General features: G+C 59.1%; 23 protein-coding genes and 1 tRNA gene. 16 read left to right on the forward strand and 8 right to left on the reverse strand.

The features are described 5' to 3' along the window. Positions 1-23 precede the first annotated feature (23 nt). A complete protein-coding gene (locus FHT73_RS05075; protein ID WP_183710214.1) occupies positions 24-1,481 on the forward strand; it encodes a deoxyribodipyrimidine photo-lyase in 1,458 nt (485 codons plus the stop codon). 3 nt (positions 1,482-1,484) lie between these two features. Here the strand turns inward: FHT73_RS05075 and FHT73_RS05080 are convergent, their stop codons facing one another. Then, the gene (locus FHT73_RS05080; protein WP_183710216.1) at positions 1,485-2,315 is read right to left on the reverse strand and encodes an SDR family NAD(P)-dependent oxidoreductase; all 831 of its coding nucleotides are present in this window, start codon (positions 2,313-2,315) and stop codon (positions 1,485-1,487) included. 295 nt (positions 2,316-2,610) lie between these two features. Between FHT73_RS05080 and FHT73_RS05085 the strand changes: the two genes are divergently transcribed. From FHT73_RS05085 to FHT73_RS05105, 5 genes are all read left to right on the forward strand, one after another. Then, positions 2,611-3,651 carry a cysteine synthase A gene (locus tag FHT73_RS05085; RefSeq protein WP_112415176.1) on the forward strand — a complete coding sequence of 347 codons (1,041 nt, stop codon included), beginning with the start codon at positions 2,611-2,613 and terminating at the stop codon, positions 3,649-3,651. Between the two features lie 4 nt (positions 3,652-3,655). Continuing rightward, positions 3,656-4,393 (forward strand): alanyl-tRNA editing protein, encoded by a 738-nt coding sequence (locus tag FHT73_RS05090; RefSeq protein WP_112610105.1) that lies wholly within the window; start codon positions 3,656-3,658, stop codon positions 4,391-4,393. Positions 4,394-4,453: 60 nt separating this feature from the next. Then, positions 4,454-5,311 (forward strand): 3-mercaptopyruvate sulfurtransferase, encoded by an 858-nt coding sequence (gene sseA / locus FHT73_RS05095; protein WP_183710221.1) that lies wholly within the window; start codon positions 4,454-4,456, stop codon positions 5,309-5,311. A gap of 8 nt (positions 5,312-5,319) precedes the next feature. Next, positions 5,320-5,880 carry a GNAT family N-acetyltransferase gene (locus tag FHT73_RS05100; RefSeq protein ID WP_112415246.1) on the forward strand — a complete coding sequence of 187 codons (561 nt, stop codon included), beginning with the start codon at positions 5,320-5,322 and terminating at the stop codon, positions 5,878-5,880. A gap of 80 nt (positions 5,881-5,960) precedes the next feature. Beyond that, the gene (locus tag FHT73_RS05105; protein WP_183711091.1) at positions 5,961-6,470 is read left to right on the forward strand and encodes a DUF1203 domain-containing protein; all 510 of its coding nucleotides are present in this window, start codon (positions 5,961-5,963) and stop codon (positions 6,468-6,470) included. Between the two features lie 17 nt (positions 6,471-6,487). Here the strand turns inward: FHT73_RS05105 and ald are convergent, their stop codons facing one another. Further along, the gene (gene ald / locus FHT73_RS05110; protein ID WP_183710223.1) at positions 6,488-7,606 is read right to left on the reverse strand and encodes an alanine dehydrogenase; all 1,119 of its coding nucleotides are present in this window, start codon (positions 7,604-7,606) and stop codon (positions 6,488-6,490) included. Between the two features lie 152 nt (positions 7,607-7,758). On the opposite strand from ald, the gene FHT73_RS05115 reads away from it, so the two are divergent. Beyond that, positions 7,759-8,220 (forward strand): Lrp/AsnC family transcriptional regulator, encoded by a 462-nt coding sequence (locus FHT73_RS05115; protein WP_075852386.1) that lies wholly within the window; start codon positions 7,759-7,761, stop codon positions 8,218-8,220. Between the two features lie 6 nt (positions 8,221-8,226). On the opposite strand, the gene FHT73_RS05120 is transcribed toward FHT73_RS05115, so the two are convergent. Then, complete coding sequence (locus FHT73_RS05120; RefSeq protein WP_183710224.1) at positions 8,227-9,030, reverse strand: endonuclease/exonuclease/phosphatase family protein; 804 nt, start codon at positions 9,028-9,030, stop codon at positions 8,227-8,229. A 159-nt stretch (positions 9,031-9,189) separates the two neighbouring features. On the opposite strand from FHT73_RS05120, the gene FHT73_RS05125 reads away from it, so the two are divergent. Continuing rightward, entirely contained in the window at positions 9,190-9,549 is a 360-nt protein-coding gene (locus FHT73_RS05125) for a PilZ domain-containing protein (RefSeq protein WP_112337591.1), read from the forward strand. Positions 9,550-9,687: 138 nt separating this feature from the next. Further along, the gene (locus tag FHT73_RS05130; protein WP_183710226.1) at positions 9,688-11,676 is read left to right on the forward strand and encodes a bifunctional 2',3'-cyclic-nucleotide 2'-phosphodiesterase/3'-nucleotidase; all 1,989 of its coding nucleotides are present in this window, start codon (positions 9,688-9,690) and stop codon (positions 11,674-11,676) included. 266 nt (positions 11,677-11,942) lie between these two features. On the opposite strand, the gene FHT73_RS05135 is transcribed toward FHT73_RS05130, so the two are convergent. After that, entirely contained in the window at positions 11,943-12,911 is a 969-nt protein-coding gene (locus FHT73_RS05135) for a LysR family transcriptional regulator (RefSeq protein WP_112337431.1), read from the reverse strand. A 136-nt stretch (positions 12,912-13,047) separates the two neighbouring features. Between FHT73_RS05135 and FHT73_RS05140 the strand changes: the two genes are divergently transcribed. Continuing rightward, a complete protein-coding gene (locus tag FHT73_RS05140) occupies positions 13,048-13,662 on the forward strand; it encodes an FMN-dependent NADH-azoreductase (protein WP_112610095.1) in 615 nt (204 codons plus the stop codon). 54 nt (positions 13,663-13,716) lie between these two features. Here the strand turns inward: FHT73_RS05140 and FHT73_RS05145 are convergent, their stop codons facing one another. Next, positions 13,717-14,298 (reverse strand): TetR/AcrR family transcriptional regulator, encoded by a 582-nt coding sequence (locus FHT73_RS05145; RefSeq protein WP_183710228.1) that lies wholly within the window; start codon positions 14,296-14,298, stop codon positions 13,717-13,719. Positions 14,299-14,403: 105 nt separating this feature from the next. Between FHT73_RS05145 and FHT73_RS05150 the strand changes: the two genes are divergently transcribed. Next, entirely contained in the window at positions 14,404-15,180 is a 777-nt protein-coding gene (locus FHT73_RS05150) for an SDR family oxidoreductase (protein ID WP_183710230.1), read from the forward strand. Between the two features lie 110 nt (positions 15,181-15,290). Here FHT73_RS05150 and FHT73_RS05155 read toward each other — a convergent pair whose 3' ends face one another. Further along, complete coding sequence (locus tag FHT73_RS05155) at positions 15,291-15,629, reverse strand: HlyU family transcriptional regulator (RefSeq protein ID WP_113409245.1); 339 nt, start codon at positions 15,627-15,629, stop codon at positions 15,291-15,293. Positions 15,630-15,666: 37 nt separating this feature from the next. Next, a complete protein-coding gene (gene ilvA / locus FHT73_RS05160; protein WP_183710232.1) occupies positions 15,667-16,917 on the reverse strand; it encodes a threonine ammonia-lyase IlvA in 1,251 nt (416 codons plus the stop codon). 354 nt (positions 16,918-17,271) lie between these two features. Here ilvA and FHT73_RS05165 point away from each other — a divergent pair, with 354 nt between their 5' ends. Both FHT73_RS05165 and FHT73_RS05170 read left to right on the forward strand, forming a co-directional pair. Further along, positions 17,272-17,613: a hypothetical protein gene (locus FHT73_RS05165; protein WP_069611935.1), complete on the forward strand. Its 342-nt coding sequence runs from the start codon at positions 17,272-17,274 to the stop codon at positions 17,611-17,613. A gap of 88 nt (positions 17,614-17,701) precedes the next feature. Beyond that, positions 17,702-17,787, forward strand: a tRNA-Leu gene (locus FHT73_RS05170). Positions 17,788-17,866: 79 nt separating this feature from the next. On the opposite strand, the gene wrbA is transcribed toward FHT73_RS05170, so the two are convergent. Next, entirely contained in the window at positions 17,867-18,466 is a 600-nt protein-coding gene (gene wrbA / locus FHT73_RS05175; RefSeq protein ID WP_112610087.1) for an NAD(P)H:quinone oxidoreductase type IV, read from the reverse strand. A gap of 240 nt (positions 18,467-18,706) precedes the next feature. Between wrbA and FHT73_RS05180 the strand changes: the two genes are divergently transcribed. The 3 genes from FHT73_RS05180 to gpt all read left to right on the forward strand — a co-directional run bounded on the left by FHT73_RS05180 (position 18,707) and on the right by gpt (position 21,356). Further along, the gene (locus FHT73_RS05180; protein ID WP_183710234.1) at positions 18,707-19,462 is read left to right on the forward strand and encodes a competence/damage-inducible protein A; all 756 of its coding nucleotides are present in this window, start codon (positions 18,707-18,709) and stop codon (positions 19,460-19,462) included. Positions 19,463-19,697: 235 nt separating this feature from the next. Next, on the forward strand, positions 19,698-20,543 hold the full coding sequence (locus tag FHT73_RS05185; protein ID WP_112337439.1) for a universal stress protein: 846 nt from the start codon (positions 19,698-19,700) through the stop codon (positions 20,541-20,543). A 315-nt stretch (positions 20,544-20,858) separates the two neighbouring features. Then, positions 20,859-21,356, forward strand: coding sequence for a xanthine phosphoribosyltransferase (gene gpt / locus FHT73_RS05190; RefSeq protein WP_015339639.1), 498 nt, complete (start codon positions 20,859-20,861; stop codon positions 21,354-21,356). The last annotated feature ends 727 nt before the right edge of the window (positions 21,357-22,083 follow it).

A 22,083-nucleotide genomic window follows, 5' to 3' on the forward strand; every position in this document is an offset into this window, starting at 1 on the left:
AGGATGACCGATCGGCCAGGACCATGACCACAGCGATAAAAGAGCCGAACCCCATCCTGCTATGGTTTCGCAAGGATCTCCGCCTGGACGACAACCACGCGCTGCAGTCGGCGGCAACATCGAGCCGCCCTCTAATTCCCGTCTATATTCGCGAGCCAGGCGTAGCGGCGCGTGGCCCACTTGGCGGAGCACAGGAATGGTGGCTGCATCATTCGCTCGCTGCCCTGCAAACCGCTCTTGATGCAGTTGGGAACAAGCTCATTCTTCGCCAGGGCGATACCCTGACGGAGCTTGAAAAACTCATTGACGAAACCGGGGCGGAAGCCGTCGTCTGGAACCGTCGATACGATCCGGCCGGTATCGAGGTGGACACCCAAATCAAGAAGGCGTTGCGGAGCAAGGGCATCAAGGCCAACAGCTTTGCTGGTCAGCTGCTGCACGAACCCACGCGCCTGCGCACGGGAACCGGTAACCATTACAAGACTTACACGCCGTTCTGGCGCGCATTCGAGCAATCCGGCGAGCCGCCGTTTCCGATCGAGGCGCCCCGAAGGCTTCTTGCGCCCCGCCGCTGGCCGCAATCGGACTCTCTTGATGCTTGGTCGCTGCTGCCCACAAAGCCGAACTGGGCATCCGAGTTCGCGGACATTTGGACGCCAGGCGAAGCGGCGGCTCTCGATAAGCTGGAAGACTTCGTCAACGGCGCGCTTAATAACTATGCGGTCAGCCGTGACTTTCCGGACAAACCGGCAACCTCCCTGCTCTCGCCACATCTGGCGCTCGGAGAGATTTCACCTGCCCGTATGTGGCACGCAACACGCGGACTATCCGGCAAGATCCCGAGCGATGATATCGTTCGCTTTCGCAAGGAGCTTGTCTGGCGGGAGTTCTGCTATCATCAGCTCTTTCATTTCCCAACGCTCCAGACAGCCAACTGGAACGATCGCTACGATGATTTTCCCTGGCTATCGGATGCCAAGCTGCTGGCAAGCTGGCAGCGTGGCCAAACAGGTTATCCGATCGTCGATGCCGGCATGCGGCAGCTGTGGCGCCATGGCTGGATGCACAATCGCGTTCGCATGATCGCGGCATCTTTCCTGATCAAGGATCTGCTGATCGACTGGCGCGAAGGCGAATCCTGGTTTCGCGACACGCTCGTCGATGCCGATCCGGCCGCCAATACGGCAAACTGGCAGTGGGTGGCGGGCTCCGGCGCCGATGCTTCACCCTTCTTCCGCATCTTCAATCCGGTGCTGCAGGGCGAGAAATTCGATCCGGATGGCGGCTATGTCCGAACTTTCGTGCCGGAGCTCTCCAAGCTCGACAACAAATATATCCACCGGCCGTTCGAGGCGCCTGATGACGTGCTCAAGCGTGCAGGAATAGAACTCGGCAAACACTACCCCCGTCCCATCGTCGATCATGCTACGGCGCGGCAGCGTGCGCTTGCCGCGCACGCATCGCTTAAAGATGATGGATAGGCGCTATTCCGCTGGATGCGCCGTGATATGCGGCCCCGCCGGCCGGCGCTTGCTCCCGTTCCCAAAAAAATACCTGAGCACCTTGAAATACAGGCTATAGGGCAGAAACTTCAGCAGCTTTGCCCGATAGACCATGCTCTTCGGGAAACTGATGTCGAAGGATGGTGATTTCAAGCCGGCGGCGATCGCATCCGCCGCCTGCTGTGCCGACACGATCTCAGGCATGTCGAACTTATTTTGAGCCGTCAACGGCGTGTCGACATAGCCTGGGGTGATGAGCTGGATGCGGATGCCCATGCGATCGAGCTCGAAGTTCAGGCTTTCCGCCATGTTGATCAGCGCCGCCTTGCTGGCTCCGTAAGCCGCGCCGCCGGGAAGTCCGCCATAACCGGCGACGGATGAGACAAGGGCAACTTGGCCAAATCCCCGCGCCCGCATATGCCGCACCGCCGGAACGAGACAGTTGACAACGCCATGGAGATTGACGGCAAAACTGCGTTCGAACACTTCGTGATTAAGATCTTCGCCCCGTGCCGGCAAATAGACGCCGGCGTTCAGAACCGCCAGGGCAATGGGGCCGTGCTGATATTCAATTGCCGCAACCGTGTGCTCCATGTCCTCTGTATCGGTCACATCGCCGTCGAGCGCGACAATGCTGCCTGCAAGCGCGCTTGCCTCGGCCTGCAGCGCCAGAAGCTTGTCGTGGCTGCGCGCCGTAACGGCGACCTTGTAGCCTTCCTCTGCCAGCTTCAGCGCGAGCGCGCGGCCGATACCGGAACTGGCGCCGGTAATCCAGACGACTCCGTTTTCAGGACGTGCGATGAACGGGCTCATGGCTCTTCTCCTTGGCTGGCGGCCGCCTACATCAAACGCTTGAACTGCGGCCGTCCGTGGCATTTTAGAAATAGCGCATCATTGTGGCCGCTTTCGGCCAGACTGACGGCGTCATCGGGAAAACAATGTCACCAATTGGAGACCGACGACTTGGATGAAAGAGGGAGGTCGAGACGCCCGCCAAGTCGAATTTTGCGAGGCGAATAGATAGCAAGGAACAGAATTTCTTGCCTATCCCGCCTTGTGAAGGGAAAAGACCGTTCTTACAGTAGTTGCGAACAGAAGGCAGATTCCAATGACCGTCCATCCGTCCGTCCTCGAAGCAATTGGCAATACGCCGTTGATCAAGCTCAAGGGCGCCTCCGAGGCGACGGGCTCGACCATTCTCGGCAAGGCCGAATTTCTCAATCCCGGTCAATCGGTGAAGGATCGCGCCGCGCTCTACATCATCCGCGACGCCGAGAAGAAGGGGCTGCTGAGGCCGGGCGGCGTCATCGTCGAGGGCACGGCCGGCAATACCGGCATCGGCCTGACGCTGGTTGCCAAGGCACTCGGCTACCGCACCGTCATCGTCATTCCTGAGACACAGAGCCAGGAAAAGAAGGATGCATTGAAACTGCTCGGGGCCGAACTGGTGGAAGTTCCCGCTGTCCCCTACAAGAACCCGAACAACTACGTGAAGGTCTCGGGCCGGCTGGCCGAACAGCTCGCAAAGACCGAGCCTAACGGCGCGATCTGGGCAAACCAGTTCGACAACGTTGCCAACCGTCAGGCCCATATCGAGACGACGGCCAAAGAAATCTGGTACGATACCGATGGCAAGATTGACGGCTTCATCTGCTCGGTCGGTTCCGGCGGCACGCTCGCCGGCGTCGCTATGGGGCTGCATGCCTTTAACAAGGACATCAAGATCGGTATTGCCGACCCCGAAGGTGCCGCCCTTTATGAATTCTACAAGAACGGCGAGCTGAAATCCTCCGGCTCTTCGATCACCGAGGGCATCGGCCAAGGCCGCATCACGGCGAACCTGGAGGGTTTCACGCCCGATTTCGCCTATCAGGTCACCGATGCCGAAGCGCTTCCCTACGTCTTCGATCTGGTCGAATACGAGGGCCTGTGCCTAGGCGGCTCGACTGCCATCAATATTGCCGGCGCGGTTCGTCTTGCCAGGGATCTAGGCCCCGGACATACGATCGTGACCATCCTGTGCGATTACGGCAATCGCTATCAGTCCAAGCTCTTCAATCCGGACTTCCTGAAGTCGAAGGGCCTGCCGCTGCCGGGCTACTTGGAAAAGCGCACTGAAATTGCCGTCCCCTACGAAACAACAGCGTGACCATATGACCGTCCATGCCCTCTATCGTGACGATTTCTATCTATCGGCCGCCGAAGCAGTCGTTACCGCGATCCACGAAGACGGGGGCATCGAGTTCGATCAGACCTGTTTTTATGCGACTTCGGGCGGTCAGCCTGGCGATACCGGTTTCCTCGAGCGCGGCGACGGCTCGAGGATCATGCTCGGTCAAACGAAGCATGGGCCGATCAAGGACATCATCATTCATGTCCCGCTCGAAAATCAGCCCTTGCCCATCGTCGGTGAGAAGCTGGTGCTGCATATCGACTGGGCGCGCCGCTACAAGCTGATGCGCATGCATACGGCCTGCCATCTCCTCTCGGTGGTCTGCCCCTATCCGATCACGGGCGCGGCGGTCGGCGAGGATGAGAGCAGGGTCGATTTCGACATGGGCGAGACGATCGACAAGGATGAAGTGACGGCGAAGATGATGGCGCTCGTTAATGAGAACCATCCCGTCTTCGTCCGCTGGATTACCGACGAGGAGCTGATCGCCAATCCGGGCATCGTCAAATCCAAGAATGTGCGCCCGCCGATGGGCCTTGGCCGCGTCAGTCTCGTCTGCATCGGCGAGGATTCGGCCATCGACAGCCAACCTTGCGGCGGCACGCATGTGTCGGAAACGCAGGAGGTCGGCGCGATCCACATCGCCAAGATCGAGAAGAAGGGCAAGGAAAACCGCCGCTTCCGCATTCGTTTCGGCCCACCGACCAACGAGAATTGACCGGGTAAGCGCCTATATCTCGATATCAAGACCAATAAACCAAAGCAGGGAGTGATCATCATGGCAGCGGACAAGAGCCGTTTCGTCGTATCCGCCGACTGGCTGCAGAGCGAGCTGGGCGCCAAGAACCTGCGCATCCTCGATGCATCCTTTTATCTGCCGGCGCAGAAGCGCGATGCCGATGCCGAATATGCCAGCGGCCATATTCCCGGCGCCATCCGCTTCGACCAGGACAAGATTGCGGATCATTCGACCAACCTGCCGCATATGGTCCCCTCGCCCGAGTTTTTCGCCGCTGAAGTCGGCAAGCTCGGTATCGGCGAAAACGACCGCATCGTCATCTATGACGGTCCGGGCCTGTTCGCCTCCCCGCGCGTCTGGTGGCTGTTCCATATCGTCATGGGCGCCCCAAACGTCTTCGTGCTCGATGGCGGTCTGGATGGCTGGAAGGCCGAAGGGCGGCCACTGGAGACGGCGACGCCTGCCTTTGCGCCCGCAACGTTCAAGCCGAAGTTCAACGCCAGCCGCGTCGTCTCGCTCGACGAGATGCGAGAAATCGTCGACAACCGTTCCCGGCAGATCGCCGATGCTCGCAGCGCCGGTCGCTTTGCCGCAACCGAGCCTGAGCCGCGCGAAGGCATGCGCTCGGGTCATATGCCGGGAGCCAGAAGCCTGCCATCCGGCGTCTTCGCCACGAACGGCAAGTTCAAGTCGCTGCCGGAATTAAGGGAAACCATCGAGAAGGCCGGCATAGATCTCGAAAAGCCCGTGGTGACGACCTGCGGCTCCGGTATTACCGCTGCCATCATCACGCTGGCGCTGGAATCCCTCGGCCATGGCGACAACAAGCTCTATGACGGCTCCTGGTCGGAATGGGGTAGCCGGGAAGATACACCCATCGTCACCGGTCAAGATTGAGCATGCCGATCGTGAAGACGCCCTCGTCCATCAAAGTTCACATCACCCGCCTGGAAATGACCGCTCCGCCCAAGACAAGCTTGCCGGTGCCGGTCAATATCCAGACCGCGATCATGCGGGCGCCTGGCATCCCGCTGCCCTTCTATCGCTATCTCTATCGCCAGGTCGGCGCCCGCTGGCACTGGGTGGAGCGCCTGCGCCTCTCTGACGAGCAGCTGACCGCTATTCTTCACGACCAGCGCAACGATATCAGCGTGCTTTACGTCAACGGCGCTCCGGGCGGATTCTTCGAATATTTCCGGCAGGACGAGGACACGATCGAGCTCAGCCATTTCGGGCTCATCGAAAACGCGCTCGGCCTCGGCATCGGCAAATGGTTCCTGCTGCAGTCGCTCTACGCCATCTGGACGTTGAACCCGCAACGCATCGTGACAACGACGAACAATCTCGATCATCCCAGGGCATTGCAGCTCTACCAGATGTTCGGCTTCTCGCCGATCTCGACCGGAGAAGGCATCGTTCGGCCCTTGAGCGACAAGGAACTGCTCGAGCTCGCCAAGAAGGGCTGACTCTTCGAGATTGCAGGAATCGGGTGGTTTCACGCTTTGTTTAAGAGCATCACATGGCAGATCTCGAAAGGAGCTTTGCCATGCCTTCCATCGCCTTTGCAGCCATGCCTACCTCTGACGCCGAAGCTCTTTGGAGCGGCGGCGTGGATGCCTACGGTCACCAGCCGGAGACCATGATTTCCGATGGTCCGGGCCATCCCTGCCGTCACTGCCTGCGCAATATCGACGCCGGCGAAGAGCTGCTCGTCTTTGCCTATCGCCCCTTCCCGGAACTGCAGCCCTATGCTGAAACAGGTCCGATCTTCCTGCATAAGACGCCGTGCCGGCGCTACGAGGCGGAAGAGATCCTGCCCCCTGTGCTGGCGAGCAGCCGGGATTTCATCGTGCGTGGCTATAGCAGGAATGACCGCATCGTCTACGGAAGCGGTGCCGTGACGCCGACCGGCGATATTGCTGTTTATGCGGCCTCGCTGCTTGAGCGCCCGGACATCGCCTATGTCCATGTCCGCTCGGCGCGCAACAATTGCTACCAATGCCGGATCGACAAAATAGGAGCGCCGGCATACGCGGATGCCGACGCCTCCATCTGACGTACGCGTGATGGGCTTTACGCGACGTTCAGAATGCTTTCCGGCGCAACGGCTTCATAACCGAGCGCTTCGGCCACCGCCTTGTTGGTGATGCGGCCCTTATGGACGTTGAGGCCATTGCGGAGGTGCTTGTCTTCCGCAATAGCGCGCAAGCCACGATCGGCCAAAGCGAGGCCGTGGTAGATCGTGGCGTTGTTCAAGGCATGGGCGGAAGTAACAGGAACCGCACCTGGCATGTTGGCGACGCAGTAGTGCACGACGCCTTCAATCGCGTAAGTCGGATCGGAATGCGTCGTCGCATGCGAGGTCTCGAAACAGCCGCCCTGGTCGATGGCGACATCGACGATGACTGAGCCCTTTTTCATGCCTGACAGCATTTCGCTCGTCACCAGTTTCGGCGCGGCAGCACCGGGAATCAGGACGGCGCCGATGACGAGATCGGCGGAGAAGACCTCTTCTTCCAGTGCCTGAATGCTGGAATAGCGAGTGTGGACACGGCCGTTGAAGATATCGTCAAGCTGGCGCAGGCGCGGGAGCGAACGATCGAGGATGCTGACATCGGCGCCGAGCCCGGCCGCCATCTTGGCCGCATGCAGGCCGACGACGCCGCCGCCGATGATCGTCACCTTGGCCGGCAGCACGCCGGGCACGCCACCGAGCAGGATGCCGAGGCCGCCATTGGCTTTCTGCAGAGCCGTCGCACCCGCCTGGATGGATAGGCGACCTGCGACTTCGGACATCGGCGCCAGCAGCGGCAGGCCGCCGCGCTCGTCTGTCACGGTTTCATAGGCAACAGCTGTAACGCCTGATGCGAGCAAGCCCTTAGTCTGTTCCGGATCCGGCGCGAGATGCAGATAGGTGTAGAGAAGCTGTCCGTCACGGAGTTGCGCCCATTCAGAGGGCTGCGGCTCCTTGACCTTTACGATCATGTCGCACTTCTCAAAAATATCCTTGGCGCTTGCGGCGATCTTGGCGCCTGCGGCAATGTAGGCGTGGTCATCGGCGCCGATGCCGGCGCCGGCCTTCGTCTCGACCCAGACTTCATGGCCATGAGCGACATATTCGCGAACGGACGCGGGCGTCAGACCGACGCGGTATTCGTGGTTTTTGATTTCCTTCGGGCAGCCAACGCGCATTTCATTCCTCCTCGAATGTTTTTGCGTCTTTCTTTTTCTCCAACTGAAATCAGACCACCACCGCCCCGCAATGTCCTTGCAAAGACGATTTGCGCTGCAGTCATTTTTCGTGATTTATTGCGTGAACAGGAGTTTTTTCGAAAGATCTTCGAATGTCCGACCTAGACGCCATAGATCATTCGATTCTTCGGATGCTGCAGCAGAACGCCAGGATCACCAATGCGGAACTGGCCGAGAAGGTCGGTCTTTCGCCCTCGGCCTGTTCGCGGCGGCTCGATATCCTGGAAAAGAGCGGCGTCATCGACGGCTATCACGCGCATCTCTCGCACAAGGCGCTTGATTACAAGATGATCGCCTTCGTGCACATCTCGCTGTCAGGCCAGTTCGCCAAGACGCTTTCGGAATTCGAGACGGCGGTGAAGCGCTGCCCCAACGTGCTGTCCTGCTACCTCATGTCGGGCGAATACGATTACATATTGCGCGTCGCCGCGCGCGACCTCGAGGACTACGAGCGCATCCATCGCGATTGGCTCTCCGCCCTGCCCCACGTCGTGAAAATCAATTCCAGCTTTGCACTGCGCGAGATCATCGACCGGCCGAATGTGGGCTTGTGATCTTCGTCAGCGCATATCCAGCAGCAATGCGCGATGATCGGACACCTCGGGCTCGGCTACAGGATCGAAATTAATCACCTCGACATTGGACGTCACCAGCATGTAGTCGGCAAAACGGGGCTGCTTCTTGTAATGCGAGGTGCGCGTGTCGTCATGTCCCCGTGAAGTGACGAGATCGACAAGACCCAGGCTGCCGAGGATCTTGAAGGTCTCGCTATCCGGCAACACGTTGAAGTCACCGCAAACGACTAGCCGGTCGCCCTCTTGCCGAACCTGGCGAATGATCTCGACCAGCGCATGCGCCTGATGGCGCCGGGCCGGCGTATCGCCCTTGCCTTCCAGATCCCGTAGACCATGCACATGAGCAATCGTGATCGGATAGCCGCGCTCATAGTCGAACAGGCGGATGCAATGGGCATTGCGCGAACGCGGATGAGGCCCATAGCCATCGGCCGAGAATTCACCATGAACGAAGCCGGCTACCTGGCCGATGATCGGATAGGTCCGACGCACGAAGGTTGCCAGTCCGAATTCGGAATCGAATCGCCGGTCCCCATCGAAAAGATCGCCTCGCGCTACGGGGAGGAAGAAAGCATCGTAAGCTGGCAAAGCAGCCTTCAGTTCCTCGAAGAGATTGGCGCGCTGCAGGAGCTCGATACCGTGATCGCGATAGACCAGCCAATCGGCGTCCGCTCCCTGCGTGCGAACCATTTCCTGTAGGCACAGAACATCCGCATCGATATCAACGAGATAGGGGATTAGCGGCTCATGCAGCCGGCCGCCCCATGCATTCAATGAAACGATACGCATATCCTGCACCTCTCATAGTCACATCGCCGATCGCAACGGCCATCGCGATGCGGTACCGATTCGGGACGCCCGGCTACAATTTTAGCGATTATGCTAAACATCCCGCAAGGCACATCTGATATCCAAAACGAGAAAAGACAGATGAGTCGGGATAACATCATGCAGTTCTCTTCGAAATCTCCCATTCAGGGCAATCTGAAAATCAAGACACGCGGCTCGTCGCGCCACCATGCGCGGCTCATGGGCCAGGTTCGATATTTCACCAAGCTTGTCACCGGCCGCGTGGTCGATATTTCCACCAGCGGCATTGCGCTCGACCTGCAGGCGCCGCTTTATGCCGCCGCTGGCAGCAAGGTTCGCGTCGAGTGCGACGATATCGGCCTGCTGGATGGTTTCGTGCGCTGGGCTCACAACGGCCGCATCGGCATCGAATTCGACCGCTCGTCCAATGCATCGGCTAAGGTCGCGTCCTATTTCCGCTTTTTCCACAAGGACATGAAGCCGGTTCTCAAACGTTGATGGCATGTCGGCGTGAGCCGGCTACGATCCACAATAAGCCTGTCACATTACTGGTGCACACCTTCAAAAATCGTCCTAATCTCCCTCGCCCGAGAGATGATCGACGGACTTATAGCCCCATCGTTGAAGGAGTGTCTTATGTCTTCCATTCTGGATTTGCACAGCATGTCGCGCCGTTCCCTGCTGCAAGGCCTCAGTGCCACGGCGGCGCTGATCGTGCTGCATCCTTTCGCGGCCCGCGCGGCGAGCAACCAGGCGCATCTGCGCCTCATGGAAACGACCGACATTCATGTCAACGTATTTCCCTATGACTATTATGCCGACAAGCCGAACGACACGATGGGCCTGACGCGCACGGCGACGATCATCGACAATATCCGCGCCGAAGCCACCAACTCGCTCCTCATCGACAATGGCGATGTGCTCCAGGGCAATCCGATGGGCGACTACATGGCCTATCAGCACGGCATGAAGGACGGCGACGTCCATCCGGTTATCAAGGCGATGAATACGCTCGGCTATTCCGTGGGCACGCTCGGCAACCACGAATTCAACTACGGCCTCGATTTCATGTTCAAGGTGCTGGCCGGCGCGAATTTCCCCTTCGTCTGCGCCAACCTAACCAAGGGTCAGCTCGCCTCCGACCCGACGAAGGACGACCTGTTCTTCAAACCCTATCTGATCCTCGAAAAGAAGATCAAGGACGGCGCCGGCAACGAAAGCTCGATCAAGATCGGCTTTATCGGCTTCGTGCCGCCGCAGATCATGCTCTGGGACATCAAGAACCTCGAAGGCAAGGCACAGACGCGGGACATCGTCGAAGCTGCCAAGGCCTGGGTTCCGGTCATGAAGGCCGAAGGCGCCGATATCGTCATCGCTCTCTCGCATTCCGGCATCGACGGCAGCGGCCCGAGCGAGAAGATGGAAAACGCCTCGCTCTATGTCGCGGCGGTCGATGGCATCGATGCCGTCTTCACCGGCCATCAGCATCTCGTCTTCCCCGGCCCTAAGACGTGGGACGGCATCAAGGATGCCGATCCGGTCAAGGGAACGCTCCATGGCAAGCCCGCCGTCATGGCCGGCTTCTGGGGCTCGCATCTCGGCCTCATCGACCTGCTGCTCGAAAAGGACGGCAAGAGCTGGAAGATCGTCGACTTCACTTCCGAGGCACGCCCGATCTACCACCGCGACGACAAGAAGAAGGTTGTCGCCGATGTCGCAGACAAGAAGGAAGTCGTGGAAGCAGCCAAGGCCGAGCATGAGGCGACGCTGACCTATGTCCGCACGCCCGTCGGCAAGACCTCCGCACCGCTCTATTCCTATTTCGCGCTGGTTGCCGACGATCCCTCTGTCCAGATCGTCAGCCAGGCGCAAATCTGGTACATCAAGAACATATTGAAGGAGACGCAGTACAAGGACCTGCCGGTTCTTTCGGCGGCTGCCCCCTTCAAATGCGGCGGCCGCAACGGCGCCGACTATTATACCGACGTTCCGGCCGGCAACATCGCCATCAAGAACGTCGCCGACCTCTACCTCTATCCGAATACGGTGCAGGCCGTCGTCATCAACGGCGCGCAGGTCAAGAACTGGCTGGAAATGTCGGCTGCGATGTTCAACCAGGTGCAACCGGGCGCGAAGGATGCGGATCTGATCAACAGCAGCTTCCCATCCTACAACTTCGATGTCATCGACGGCGTCACCTACCAGATCGACCTTTCGCAGCCACGCCGCTTCGGCGATGACGGCAAGGTTCTGAATGCCGATGCAAATCGCATCCAGAACCTGCAGTTCAACGGCAAGTCGATCGACCCCGCGCAGAAGTTCCTCGTCGTCACCAACAACTACCGCGCCGGCGGCGGCGGCAACTTCCCGGAAATCGCGGCGGACAAGGTCGTCTATCAGGCGCCGGACACCAACCGCGACGTCATCGTGCGCTATGTCCACGAGCAGGGCACGATCAACCCGACCGCCGACGGCAACTGGACCTTCAAGCCGCTGGCGGACACGACCGTCCGGTTCCAGAGTTCGCCGAAGGCCAAGGATTTCCTTGATCAGGTCAAGAGCGTGAAGATCGAAGATGCCGGCGAAGGTGCCGACGGCTTCCGCAACTACCGGCTGGTGCTGTAATCATTGACGACTGCTGCTTCTTCGGGAAAAAGAGGCCAGTTACGTATGAAATGAGGCCGTTGCTGCTCCACACCTTCTCCCCAACGGGGAGAAGGTGTCGACAGGCGGATGAGGGGGCTGCCAAGGATACGAAAGCCGATGGATTCGAGGCCATCAGCCCCCCCTTATCCGACCCTTCGGGCCACCTTCTCCCCGTTGGGGAGAAGGAATTCACGACACCAAAAGCCTTAGAAGCACGTGCCTACGGTAACCAGGAGAGGACTTTTTCACTCCGCTGCCAGACGCTTGTCACCTGGATGGAACATCTCGACGGCGGACTTGAAGTCCTCCTGATTCGGGCACCGCGCCAGGCGCGAGCGGAAAGCCTCGATCATCCATGCGGCAGCAGGTCCCGGAGGATTGTCGACCTTGCGGACGGCATAGAGCGGGTATTCGCTCTGATCGTAGGCATCGAGAGCCAAAGGCACCAGCCTGCCCTTCTGCAGATCCTCCATGATGAACGAGGCCGGCAGACCGCCCCAGCCAAGACCACCCCGGATCAACTGATGCTTGGTGGCGATGTCGCTCAGATGCCAGATCTTGTAGGACAGGACGTTGAAATCCTTGCCATTGGTGAGGTTTGACGCGTCGGTGACGACCAATTGCACTTCTTCGCGTACATCGGCAAGCGTCAACGGCCGTCCCAGCAAAGCGAGTGGATGCGTCGGGGCAGCAACCGGCATCATGAAGGAATGTCCGATGCGCTCGATCACCAAAGCATCATCCTGTTTCACAACCGAGCCGCCGATACCGATCGTCGACTTGCCGCTTGTGACAAGCTCCAGCATTGAGCCGAGTTCGCCGGTATCGAGCCGCAGGGAGACGTAAGGAAAACGATCACGGAATTCGCGCAGCACGTCGACGGTCGCATGAACCGGCACCATGACGCTGATGGCGACGGCCACCTCCGCCTCGAGCCCGGTCTTCAAACCCTTCACCCTGGCGCGCATCACTTGCAGATCGGAAAGAATGCGGCGCGCATCCTCAAGCATCACCCTGCCCGCATCCGTCAGCTTCGGCTGGCGCGATCCCGAGCGCTCGAACAGCGGCATTTCGAGCTGAGCCTCCAGATTGGCGATCGTGTAGCTGATGACCGACTGCGCGCGGTTAAGCGCGCGCGAGGCGGCGGAGAAACTGCCTGACTCGGCGACGGTCAGAAAGACCTGCAATTGGTCAAGGGTGGGATTGGGGAGCATCTGCCATCCATTCTATCGATAATTCCAATCCATATTATCACAGTTTTTCTCGATAGCACTGACGACTTATTTATGGGGGCGAACGTGATCGGACTCTCCCAGCCGATTTAGCAACTTATTGAAAAGGAAAACGGATATGTCCTCCATTCTGCTTCTGACGTCCAGCCCGCGTCCGGACTCACTCTCCACCAAGATCGCCACCGAGCTGGCCGAGAAGATCAAGTCCAACAACCCGGGCAAGACGCTCGTCAAGCGCGACCTCGCTTCTGACAACCTGCCCCATATCGACGGCCCGTTCACCGACGCCATCCGCACGCCGGCAGACGCCCGCACGCCCGAGCAGCAGGAACTGGTCAAGGTTTCCGACGCGCTGGTCGACGAGCTGCTCGCAGCCGACACGCTGGTCATCGGCACCGGCCTCATCAACTTCAACATCTATTCCTCGCTGAAGACCTGGATCGATAACATCGCCCGCGCCGGCCGCACCTTTACCTATACGGAAACCGGCCCGAAGGGCCTTGCCACCGGCAAGAAGGCCTACATCGTGCTCGCCTCCGGCGGCGTCTACTCCGAAGGCCCGGCTGCCCCGCTGAACCACGCCGTTCCCTACCTGAAGTCGGTTCTCGCCTTCATCGGCATCACCGATGTCGAGACCGTTTACATCGAAGGCGTGGCCTTCGGTCCGGAAGCTGCTGAAAAGGCCATCGGCGCTGCCCAGGCTCGCGCTTCCGAGCTGGCTCTCGCCGCTTAATCAATTACTTATTCAGATGATCACAGGCGGCCGGGGTTAAAACCGGCCGCTTTGCTATTTTGCTTGCGGCAGCGCCTTTACGAACTGCTTCACGGTCTCCAGAATTTCGGCCGAAAGAGCCTCGTCATCCGCCACGCGCGCGAGGCCGAGCGCCCCGGTCATCAGGCACGACGCGATGATCGCCTTTCGCCTTGCTTCGGCAGTTTCCGGCTCCGGCATGCGCGCCGCCATGGCGTTGAAATTCCGTCGCAGGCCTTCCGTGGCAACCGCGCGGACCGTATCGCTGCTACGCGCCAAATCCGCCGTCAGCGCCGCATAGGCGCAGCCCTCACCGCAATGATCGCGATGAGCTTCGCTGAGATAGGTATCGACATAATCGTTGAGCGAGATGGTCTCGGGGGCGATCCCCTTTTCCTCCTGCTGCCGCCGCCATGACCCGATCGCGGATTCGACGGCTTCCGCCACAAGTTCATCGCGTGAGGCGAAGTGCTTGTAGAAGCCGCCGACGGTAAGCCCCGCCTCCTTCATGAGGTCGGCGACGCCGATCCCTTCCAATCCCTCCTCGCGCAGGCGCCTGGCGGCAAGCGTCACGATGCGTTCGTGCGTCTTCTGCTTTTCCAATTGTGAGCGGCCCATTGAAAATCCTTTCATGCCCGGCTTGACAAAATGGATTACGATCATAATCCTTATAGATAACGATCATAATCCAGATCGTGACAAAAGCCAATAGGAGCTACGAATATGCGTCTCAAGAACAAGGTTGCCGTCATCACCGGCGGAAACAGCGGTATTGGCCTTGCCACCGCCCGCCTCTTCCTCGCCGAGGGCGCCAAGGTCGCCATAACGGGCCGCAACGCCAAGACACTGGCTGCTGCAGCCGAGCAACTCGGCGGCGGCGTGCTGGCATTGCAGGCCGACACCACCGATATCCCGGCCATGGAGAAGGCCTTTGCCGAAGCTGCGGAGAAGCTCGGGAAATTCGATGTGGTTTTTGCCAATGCCGGCATTGCCGGCGATACCCCGCTCGGCAAGACGACGCTCGAGCAGTTCGAAACCATCGTCCGCGTCAATTTCACCGGCGTGTTCTTCACCGTGCAGGCGGCCCTACCATATCTGAACGATGGCGGCTCGGTGATCCTGAACGGCTCCGTGCATGCCGTTCTCGGCATTCCCGGCGCTTCGGCCTATGCCGGCACGAAGGGCGCCGTTCGCGCCATGACCCGCAATCTCGCTTCCGAGCTTGCGCCGCGCGGCATCCGCGTCAACCAGGTGACGCCAGGCGCCACCAAGACACCGATCTGGGAGCCGCGCGCAGCCACGCCGGAGGCACTGGATGCGCTGCAGGCGCGCTTTGGCGGCCTGAGTGCGCTCGGCCGCATGAGCGAAGCCGATGAAATCGCCAAGGCCGCGCTCTATTTCGCCTCCGATGATTCCGCCAATGTCACGGCGGTCGAAATCACGGTCGACGGCGGCGCCGTTAATGCCCCCGCTGGCGCAAAGATATTCCGCACGGCTTAAGCCCTGGCGAAAGTCTAACCAGCCATCGATTTCAGTGAGTGTTATGGGCCGCCAAAGCAGATGCAGAGGCGGCCCCGCATCAGGCGTGCATTAAGCAAATCCGCCAGATATCAGACCTGACGGACCTTTTCGCCATCGCCGAAGAGGCCGGCACCGTTCTGATCGATGATCTGCTGGCCCTTGCGGAAGGTCGATTCCACAGCATCATCCGAGGAGGTAAAAACATCGGCGCGGATAAAATTGCGCACCAGGATCTCGCCGTTCACATCCTTCTCAATCCGGCCCATGAGGCGGAACTGATTGCCCTCGCGCTGCGGCGTCGCATAGATCGTGCAGCCGGCATGCACCTGCGGTTCGACGCTGACTGTCGAGCCGCTGGACTTTTCAGTGCCTGCCTGCGATGCGCCACCGGTGAAGATCGAAAGGATATTTGAAAAGAACGAAGCCATGGATCGCCTTTAGCATGAAGGTTGCAAGGTCGCAAAGTCAAATGATCAGGTTTGCCAGGATCTCGTTTTCGGTGATGTCCTCATAGCCCATGCCGGAACTTTCAAAGTTCGTGATAAGCTGTTTGAAATTATCGGGATTCTTCGTCTCGATGCCGATCAGGATGGAGCCGAAATTGCGGGCGCTCTTCTTCAGATATTCGAAGCGGGCGATATCGTCTTCCGGCCCGAGCATGTTGAGGAAATCGCGAAGCGCGCCGGGACGCTGCGCGAGCCGCAGGATGAAGTATTTCTTCAAGCCCGCATAGCGCATGGCGCGTTCCTTGACGTCAGGCAGGCGCTCGAAATCGAAATTGCCACCGGAGACGACGGCGACGATGGTCTTGCCGCGGATGCTCTCGCGATCGAGCTTTTCCAGCGCCGTGATCGCCAGCGCACCGGCCGGCTCCAGCACCACGCCTTCGACATTCAGCATATCGGTGATGGTGACGCAGATGGCGTTTTCCTCGATGAGCTTGACCTGCTCGGCCGCAAAACCCTTCAGCGCAGCAAAGTTCAGTTCGCCGATGCGACCGACGGCAGCGCCATCGACGAAATTATCGACCTTCGCCAGTGTGACCACATGCCCCGCCTCGATACTGCGCCGCAGGCTCGGCGCGCCGGCAGGCTCGGCGAAGGTGAAGGCGTCACGGGGAAGCGTATCGGCAAAGTAACCGGTGATCCCGGCTGCAAGGCCTCCACCGCCGACGGGAAGCAGAACGTGGTCGGGGATAACGCCATCAGGCAGCTGCTCGGCGATCTCGGCAGCGACCGTCGCCTGCCCTTCGATGATATCAGCGTGATCGAAAGGCGGTACCATGACGCCATCGATCTTTTCGACGTATTCGCGCGCCGCCTGATAGCACTGATCGAAGAAATCGCCGAAGAGCTTGATGGTGATGAACTCGCCGCCGAAGATGCGGGTCTTGTCGATTTTCTGTTGCGGGGTCGTCACGGGCATATAGACCACACCAGGCACACCGAAATGGCGGCAGACGAAGGCAAAGCCCTGAGCGTGATTGCCGGCGGATGCGCAGACGAATGTCTTTCCCGTACCGCCCTCGGCAATTACCTTGCGGAAGAAATTGAAGGCGCCGCGGATCTTGTAGGAGCGAACCGGCGTCAGATCTTCGCGCTTCAGCCAGATATCGGCGCCATAGCGGGCAGAAAGATGCTCGTTCAGCTGCAGCGGCGTTGCAGGAAAGAGGCCACGCATGGCCTCTGTAGCTTCGAGAACAGTCTGTTTGTCCACGGTCTATCCGTCCTTATTCAATCCGCCTCCGCTATGGCACAGGAAAGATGAGCAAAGAAAGCCTGTTTATCGCGCTTTCGGACCTGTGACAGCGATATTCGCCGTACTGACGAGTCATTAACTATTTATGCCCCTGACTGCGGAAACTCCTAAATCTGCGAGTTGACAGCCAAGCTCCCCCCGCGTCCAATATGACACAGCCATCATGATGATGGTTAGAGGCCCGCCCTAAAACCGATCCGTCGGCTCCGGCGGGCTTCGCCTATCCCTAGGCACTAACTTATACTTGCGCCCGGGATTGAGAATCGCGTGAAGGATGCTTATCCCAGTTTCATTCGAGGGGAGAACATCGTCATGCGCCTTATGCGCCCAGCTATAATCGCTTTCACTCTTGCGGTGCTTGCTTCCTGCGCCTCGCAGGAAAAAAGCTTCGAGAAGAACATCCCCATTATGAAGGAAAGCCCGACGGCACGAGCGCAGGTCATCGACAAGTGCATGTCGCAGCGCCTGCCACCGGAAACGCTGGATGAAATCGCTTTCTACGTCAAATCTCAAAGAAGCGACGCAAAGCGGCTCTTTTGTCAGCGACTGATGAATGGTGTGGTATCGGGAAAGATCAGCTATGCTGATTTTAAGGCCATGTTCCAACAGAAGAAGGTGACACCGGCGCTTGTCAGCGTTCTCAAGGGTCGCTGAGCCGAGCATGTCAAGCTCACGCCGATCGGCCCGTTCCTGCAAAACAATCCTTGACTGAATCGCTCAAGTGCTTGATGGGGAAAGGCACGCGGACGTGGCGAAACTGGTAGACGCAAGGGACTTAAAATCCCTCGGCCTTTGGCTGTACGGGTTCGACCCCCGTCGTCCGCACCAAGATCAAACTTTATCAAAGTCCAAACGAAAAAGGCGCAGCTTTCGCCGCGCCTCATCAACATTTGCAAAGCTTTCGAATTTAGGCAGTGAGCTTGGCAGCAATCTTGGCGACGTGCGCGCCCTGATACTTTGCGGCTTCCAGTTCGATTTCGGAAGGTTGGCGCGAGCCGTCACCGTTGGTGATGGTGGAGGCGCCGTAGGGCGAGCCGCCCTTGACTTCTTCCGTGCCCATCTGGCCCTGGAAGGCATAAGGAAGCCCGACGACGGCCATGCCGTGGTGGAGGAGCGTCGGGATGAAGCCGAGGATGGTGGACTCCTGGCCACCGTGCTGCGTTGCTGACGAGGTGAAGACCGAGCCGACCTTGCCGACGAGCTTGCCGCCGAACCACAGGCCGCCGGTTTGATCCCAGAAATTTCGCATCTGCGAGGCGACCGTGCCGAAGCGGGTGCCGGCGCCGACGATGATGGCGTCATAGTCTGTCAGTTCGTCCGGGGTTGCGATCGGGGCTTCCTGATCGAGCTTGAAGTAGGAGGCCTTGGCGACCTCTTCCGGAACGAGTTCCGGCACGCGCTTGACGGTGACTTCGGCACCGGCCGACTTTGCGCCTTCTGCGACGGCATAGGCCATCTTCTCGATGTGACCGTAAGCGGAATAATAGAGAACCAGAACCTTAGCCATGAGTACGTCTCCCGTTTGTTGGACGCGTTGAATGTCGGGGAATGTTGTATCAGCGATGCGACAGGGGCGCAGCCCCCACGCTCAGAACGCAGTGTTCATCCTGTATAGACGGAAATTCACTTGCAACATCTTGTGATGACCAGCGGCCCGGCAAAAGGAGCGTTTGCATTCGCTGCAAACAGCGCTACCTATCTCGGACCTTTTTGAACGCGCCGACTGCGCATTGTCCTGGATATCTTCATGTCGAACGAAACCATTGTCACAGCCGCCATGCTCGCCATCGGCGACGAATTGCTCTCCGGCCGGACCAAGGACAAGAATATCGGCCATCTTGCCGACGTGCTGCTGCTGGCCGGTATCGACCTCAAGGAAGTCCGCATCGTCGCCGATGACGAGGACGCAATCGTTTCGGCGCTGAACGCCCTGCGCGGCCAATATGATTACGTCTTCACGTCAGGCGGCATCGGCCCGACCCATGACGACATCACCGCCGATGCCATCGCCAAGGCCTTCGGCGTGCCCTGCGAGCATGACGCCGAAGCCATGCGGATCATGGGTGAAATGTATGCCCGGCGCGAGATGGAATTCACCGAGGCTCGCCAGCGCATGGCCCGCATGCCGGTGGGATCGAAGCATATCGCCAATCCGGTCTCGACCGCTCCCGGCTTCAACATCGGCAATGTCTATGTCATGGCCGGCGTGCCGCAGGTTTTCCAGGCGATGCTCGACAATGTCATGCCGACGCTGAAGACCGGCGCAAAGGTGCTATCAACAGCGATTTCCTGCCCCTATGGCGAGGGCGAGATCGGCACGCCGCTCGGCCTCATCCAGAAGGCGCATCCGGATACCAGCATCGGCTCCTACCCGCGCTATGTCGGCCAATTCTTTTCGACGGAGATCGTCGTGCGCGGGCGTTCCGCCGAACTGGTTGAAAGCGTCGCAGCCGAAGTGCGCGCGATGATCGAAGCCATCGGGCAGTCGAAAGCGACTGCATAATTCCTTAAATCGAAAGCGATTTAAGGATAAATTATGCAGCAGACTTAAAGTATTACAGCGACCTTTACGCGTCATATATGACGCGCGGCGCTGTATCGAAAATCAGTCGGCTGAAGCCTGACTCTCAACGAGGACGTGTACTTCCGGGGAACCCTGAGACCATTCAGAGCATTATCTTGTAGCGGAATGCTGATATCATGATCCGATCCAACCCTTCCGCATGGGAGATCTCTTCATGTCCTACAAAACGATAGTGACCGTTCTCGACAATCCCGATAACACGCGCATCGCTGCCGCATTTTCCGCGGCGCTCGCAAAGGAGCACGGCGCCCATGTCGTCGGGCTTCATGCGGAAATCGTCTCGACCGTGCCGCTGGTGGCGCCGATGGAGATTCCGGACCCTGTCGCGGTCCAGGCGCTTCAGGACGTCGCCCATAATCAGGCGGTTGAAATCGAACGGGTGTTCCGCTCGAAGATGGAGGCCGCCGGTCTCGACTATGAATGGCACAGTTTTGCCAGCTCGGTCGGCTACGGCACCGAACCGCTGATCGAAAGTGCGCGCAGCGCCGATCTTCTGGTGGCCGTGCAGCCGGACCCGTCGAAATATGCCGATACGCAGGTCGATGTCGAAACCTTCCTGTTTGACAGCGGCCGGCCGGTGCTATTGATCCCCTACATTCTCAAGGAGCCGAAGCCCGTCCGCCGCGTGCTGATCGCCTGGAACGGCTCCAAGGAAGTAGCCCGCGCCACCTTTGATGCGCTGCCTTTCCTCAAGGCTGCGGATTCGGTCGAGATCCTTTCCGTCAGCACGTCGGAAAAGGACCCGCATCCGTCCAAGGAAACCGGTGTGCGGATAGCCGCGGCGCTGACGCGCCATGGCGTGCGCGCCAAGTTCGAGACGGCAGCCTGCACCGGCAAATCGACGCCGTCGCAGGTCATCGAAAACCGGCTGGCCGACGATAGCATCGACCTTCTTGTCATGGGCGCCTATACGCATTCCTGGCTGTGGCAGATGATCTTCGGCGGCACGACGCGCACGCTGCTGCAATCGATGACGGCGATGACGCTGCTGGCCCGCTGAACGGCTGAAAACTCAATTCCTGTGGCAACCGGTGTGAATGTGCACCGGTTGCGCCCGCTGCAGCTATTGCCTTTTGCCAGCAAATCCAGCAGAAAGCAGCGACCGATGACAGAATTCCCGCCAGGGAACCGTTCGCGCGGTCTAAGGGGCATGATCCCGAAAAGCCCAGGCTTTTCCCGGATGAGATCCTGTTCAAGCAGATAGCAAGCGAATCGCGTTCCGGATTTGGTTCTTGGTCCGCGCCCAGCGCGGGGTCTGCTCAGGGTCGCCGGCGCTGCCGGTGCGTCATTATTCCATGCCCCGGAGCTTTCTGCCATGTCCCTGCCCGATAAAGCCTTTCCCGTATCCTGGGATCAGTTCCATCGCGATGCGCGCGCCCTTGCCTGGCGGCTTGCCGGCCTCAACCGTGAATTCAAGGCAATCGTCTGCATTACCCGCGGTGGCCTCGTGCCGGCCGCCATCATCTCTCGCGAGCTCAATATCCGGCTGATCGAGACGGTCTGTGTCGCCTCCTATCACGACTACTCCAGCCAGGGCGAAATGAACCTGCTCAAAGGCATCGCACCAGAGCTGTCGGTCAACGGCGGCGAAGGCGTCCTCGTCATCGACGATCTCACCGATACCGGCAAAACGGCCCTGGAAGTTCGCGCCCTGCTGCCGAAGGCGCATTTCGCCTGCGTCTACGCCAAGCCGACCGGCGTTCCCACGATCGACACCTTCATCACAGAGGTCAGCCAGGATACCTGGATCTACTTCCCCTGGGACATGGGCTTCACCTATCAGGAGCCGATCGCCAAGGGTCATCGCGGCTGAGCTGCCCGCTGCCGGCAGCGCGAATCAGGCCCGATCTGATCGCGATGCCGAAATATGATTCGAATAACGGTAATAGAGGTGGGCGCTGCGGCGCCCACTAGATTTAGTGGACGTCGCTTTGATGGGAATGCGTGGGATTCAAGGGTTTCCACGCGAATCATGATGCTCCACGGCATGATTTTGCCGTGCTGCCAATGGCATTGAGGTCACGGTCACAATTTTGTCGCTTTCGACACCCGCGGTGATAATAGTTGTTGCGCCAACGGTCGCACGAAGGGCGAGCATCCCCCCTCAAGTTCTTGAATCTCTTGCTCTACTGGCATTTCCCCAGTTTCCACAGGCAAGCCCACAAGATATTGTGGTTAGCAATCCATTACAAACCACCCCTTGACGGAATCGGGTCTTTCAAAGTTAATGGACGACGTTGCGGCGGCGACTGGACCAGGCGGGGTTACGAGGACTGGTTCTCAATTCGAAATCGGATTTGGATTCAAGGCGTTTCACCTATGCAGGTGGCCCGCCGTGAGGGTTTTTGTGCCGGTATCGAGGCTGCCGAAAAAATATATGCGGGGACTGGCGGCAACAAGCTGTTAATACTATATTTAGTGTTTGCAGCCACCATCACCACAAGATACAGGAAAGACATCTCCGGATGACACCTCCTGTCAAAGAGCGGATCGGAAGCTGGCTGCGCGTTGAATTCGCGATGCCGGAATGAGAATTTTTG

Origin of the sequence: Rhizobium sp. BK098 (assembly GCF_014193155.1) — a bacterium.
Classification (GTDB): Bacteria; Pseudomonadota; Alphaproteobacteria; order Rhizobiales; family Rhizobiaceae; genus Rhizobium.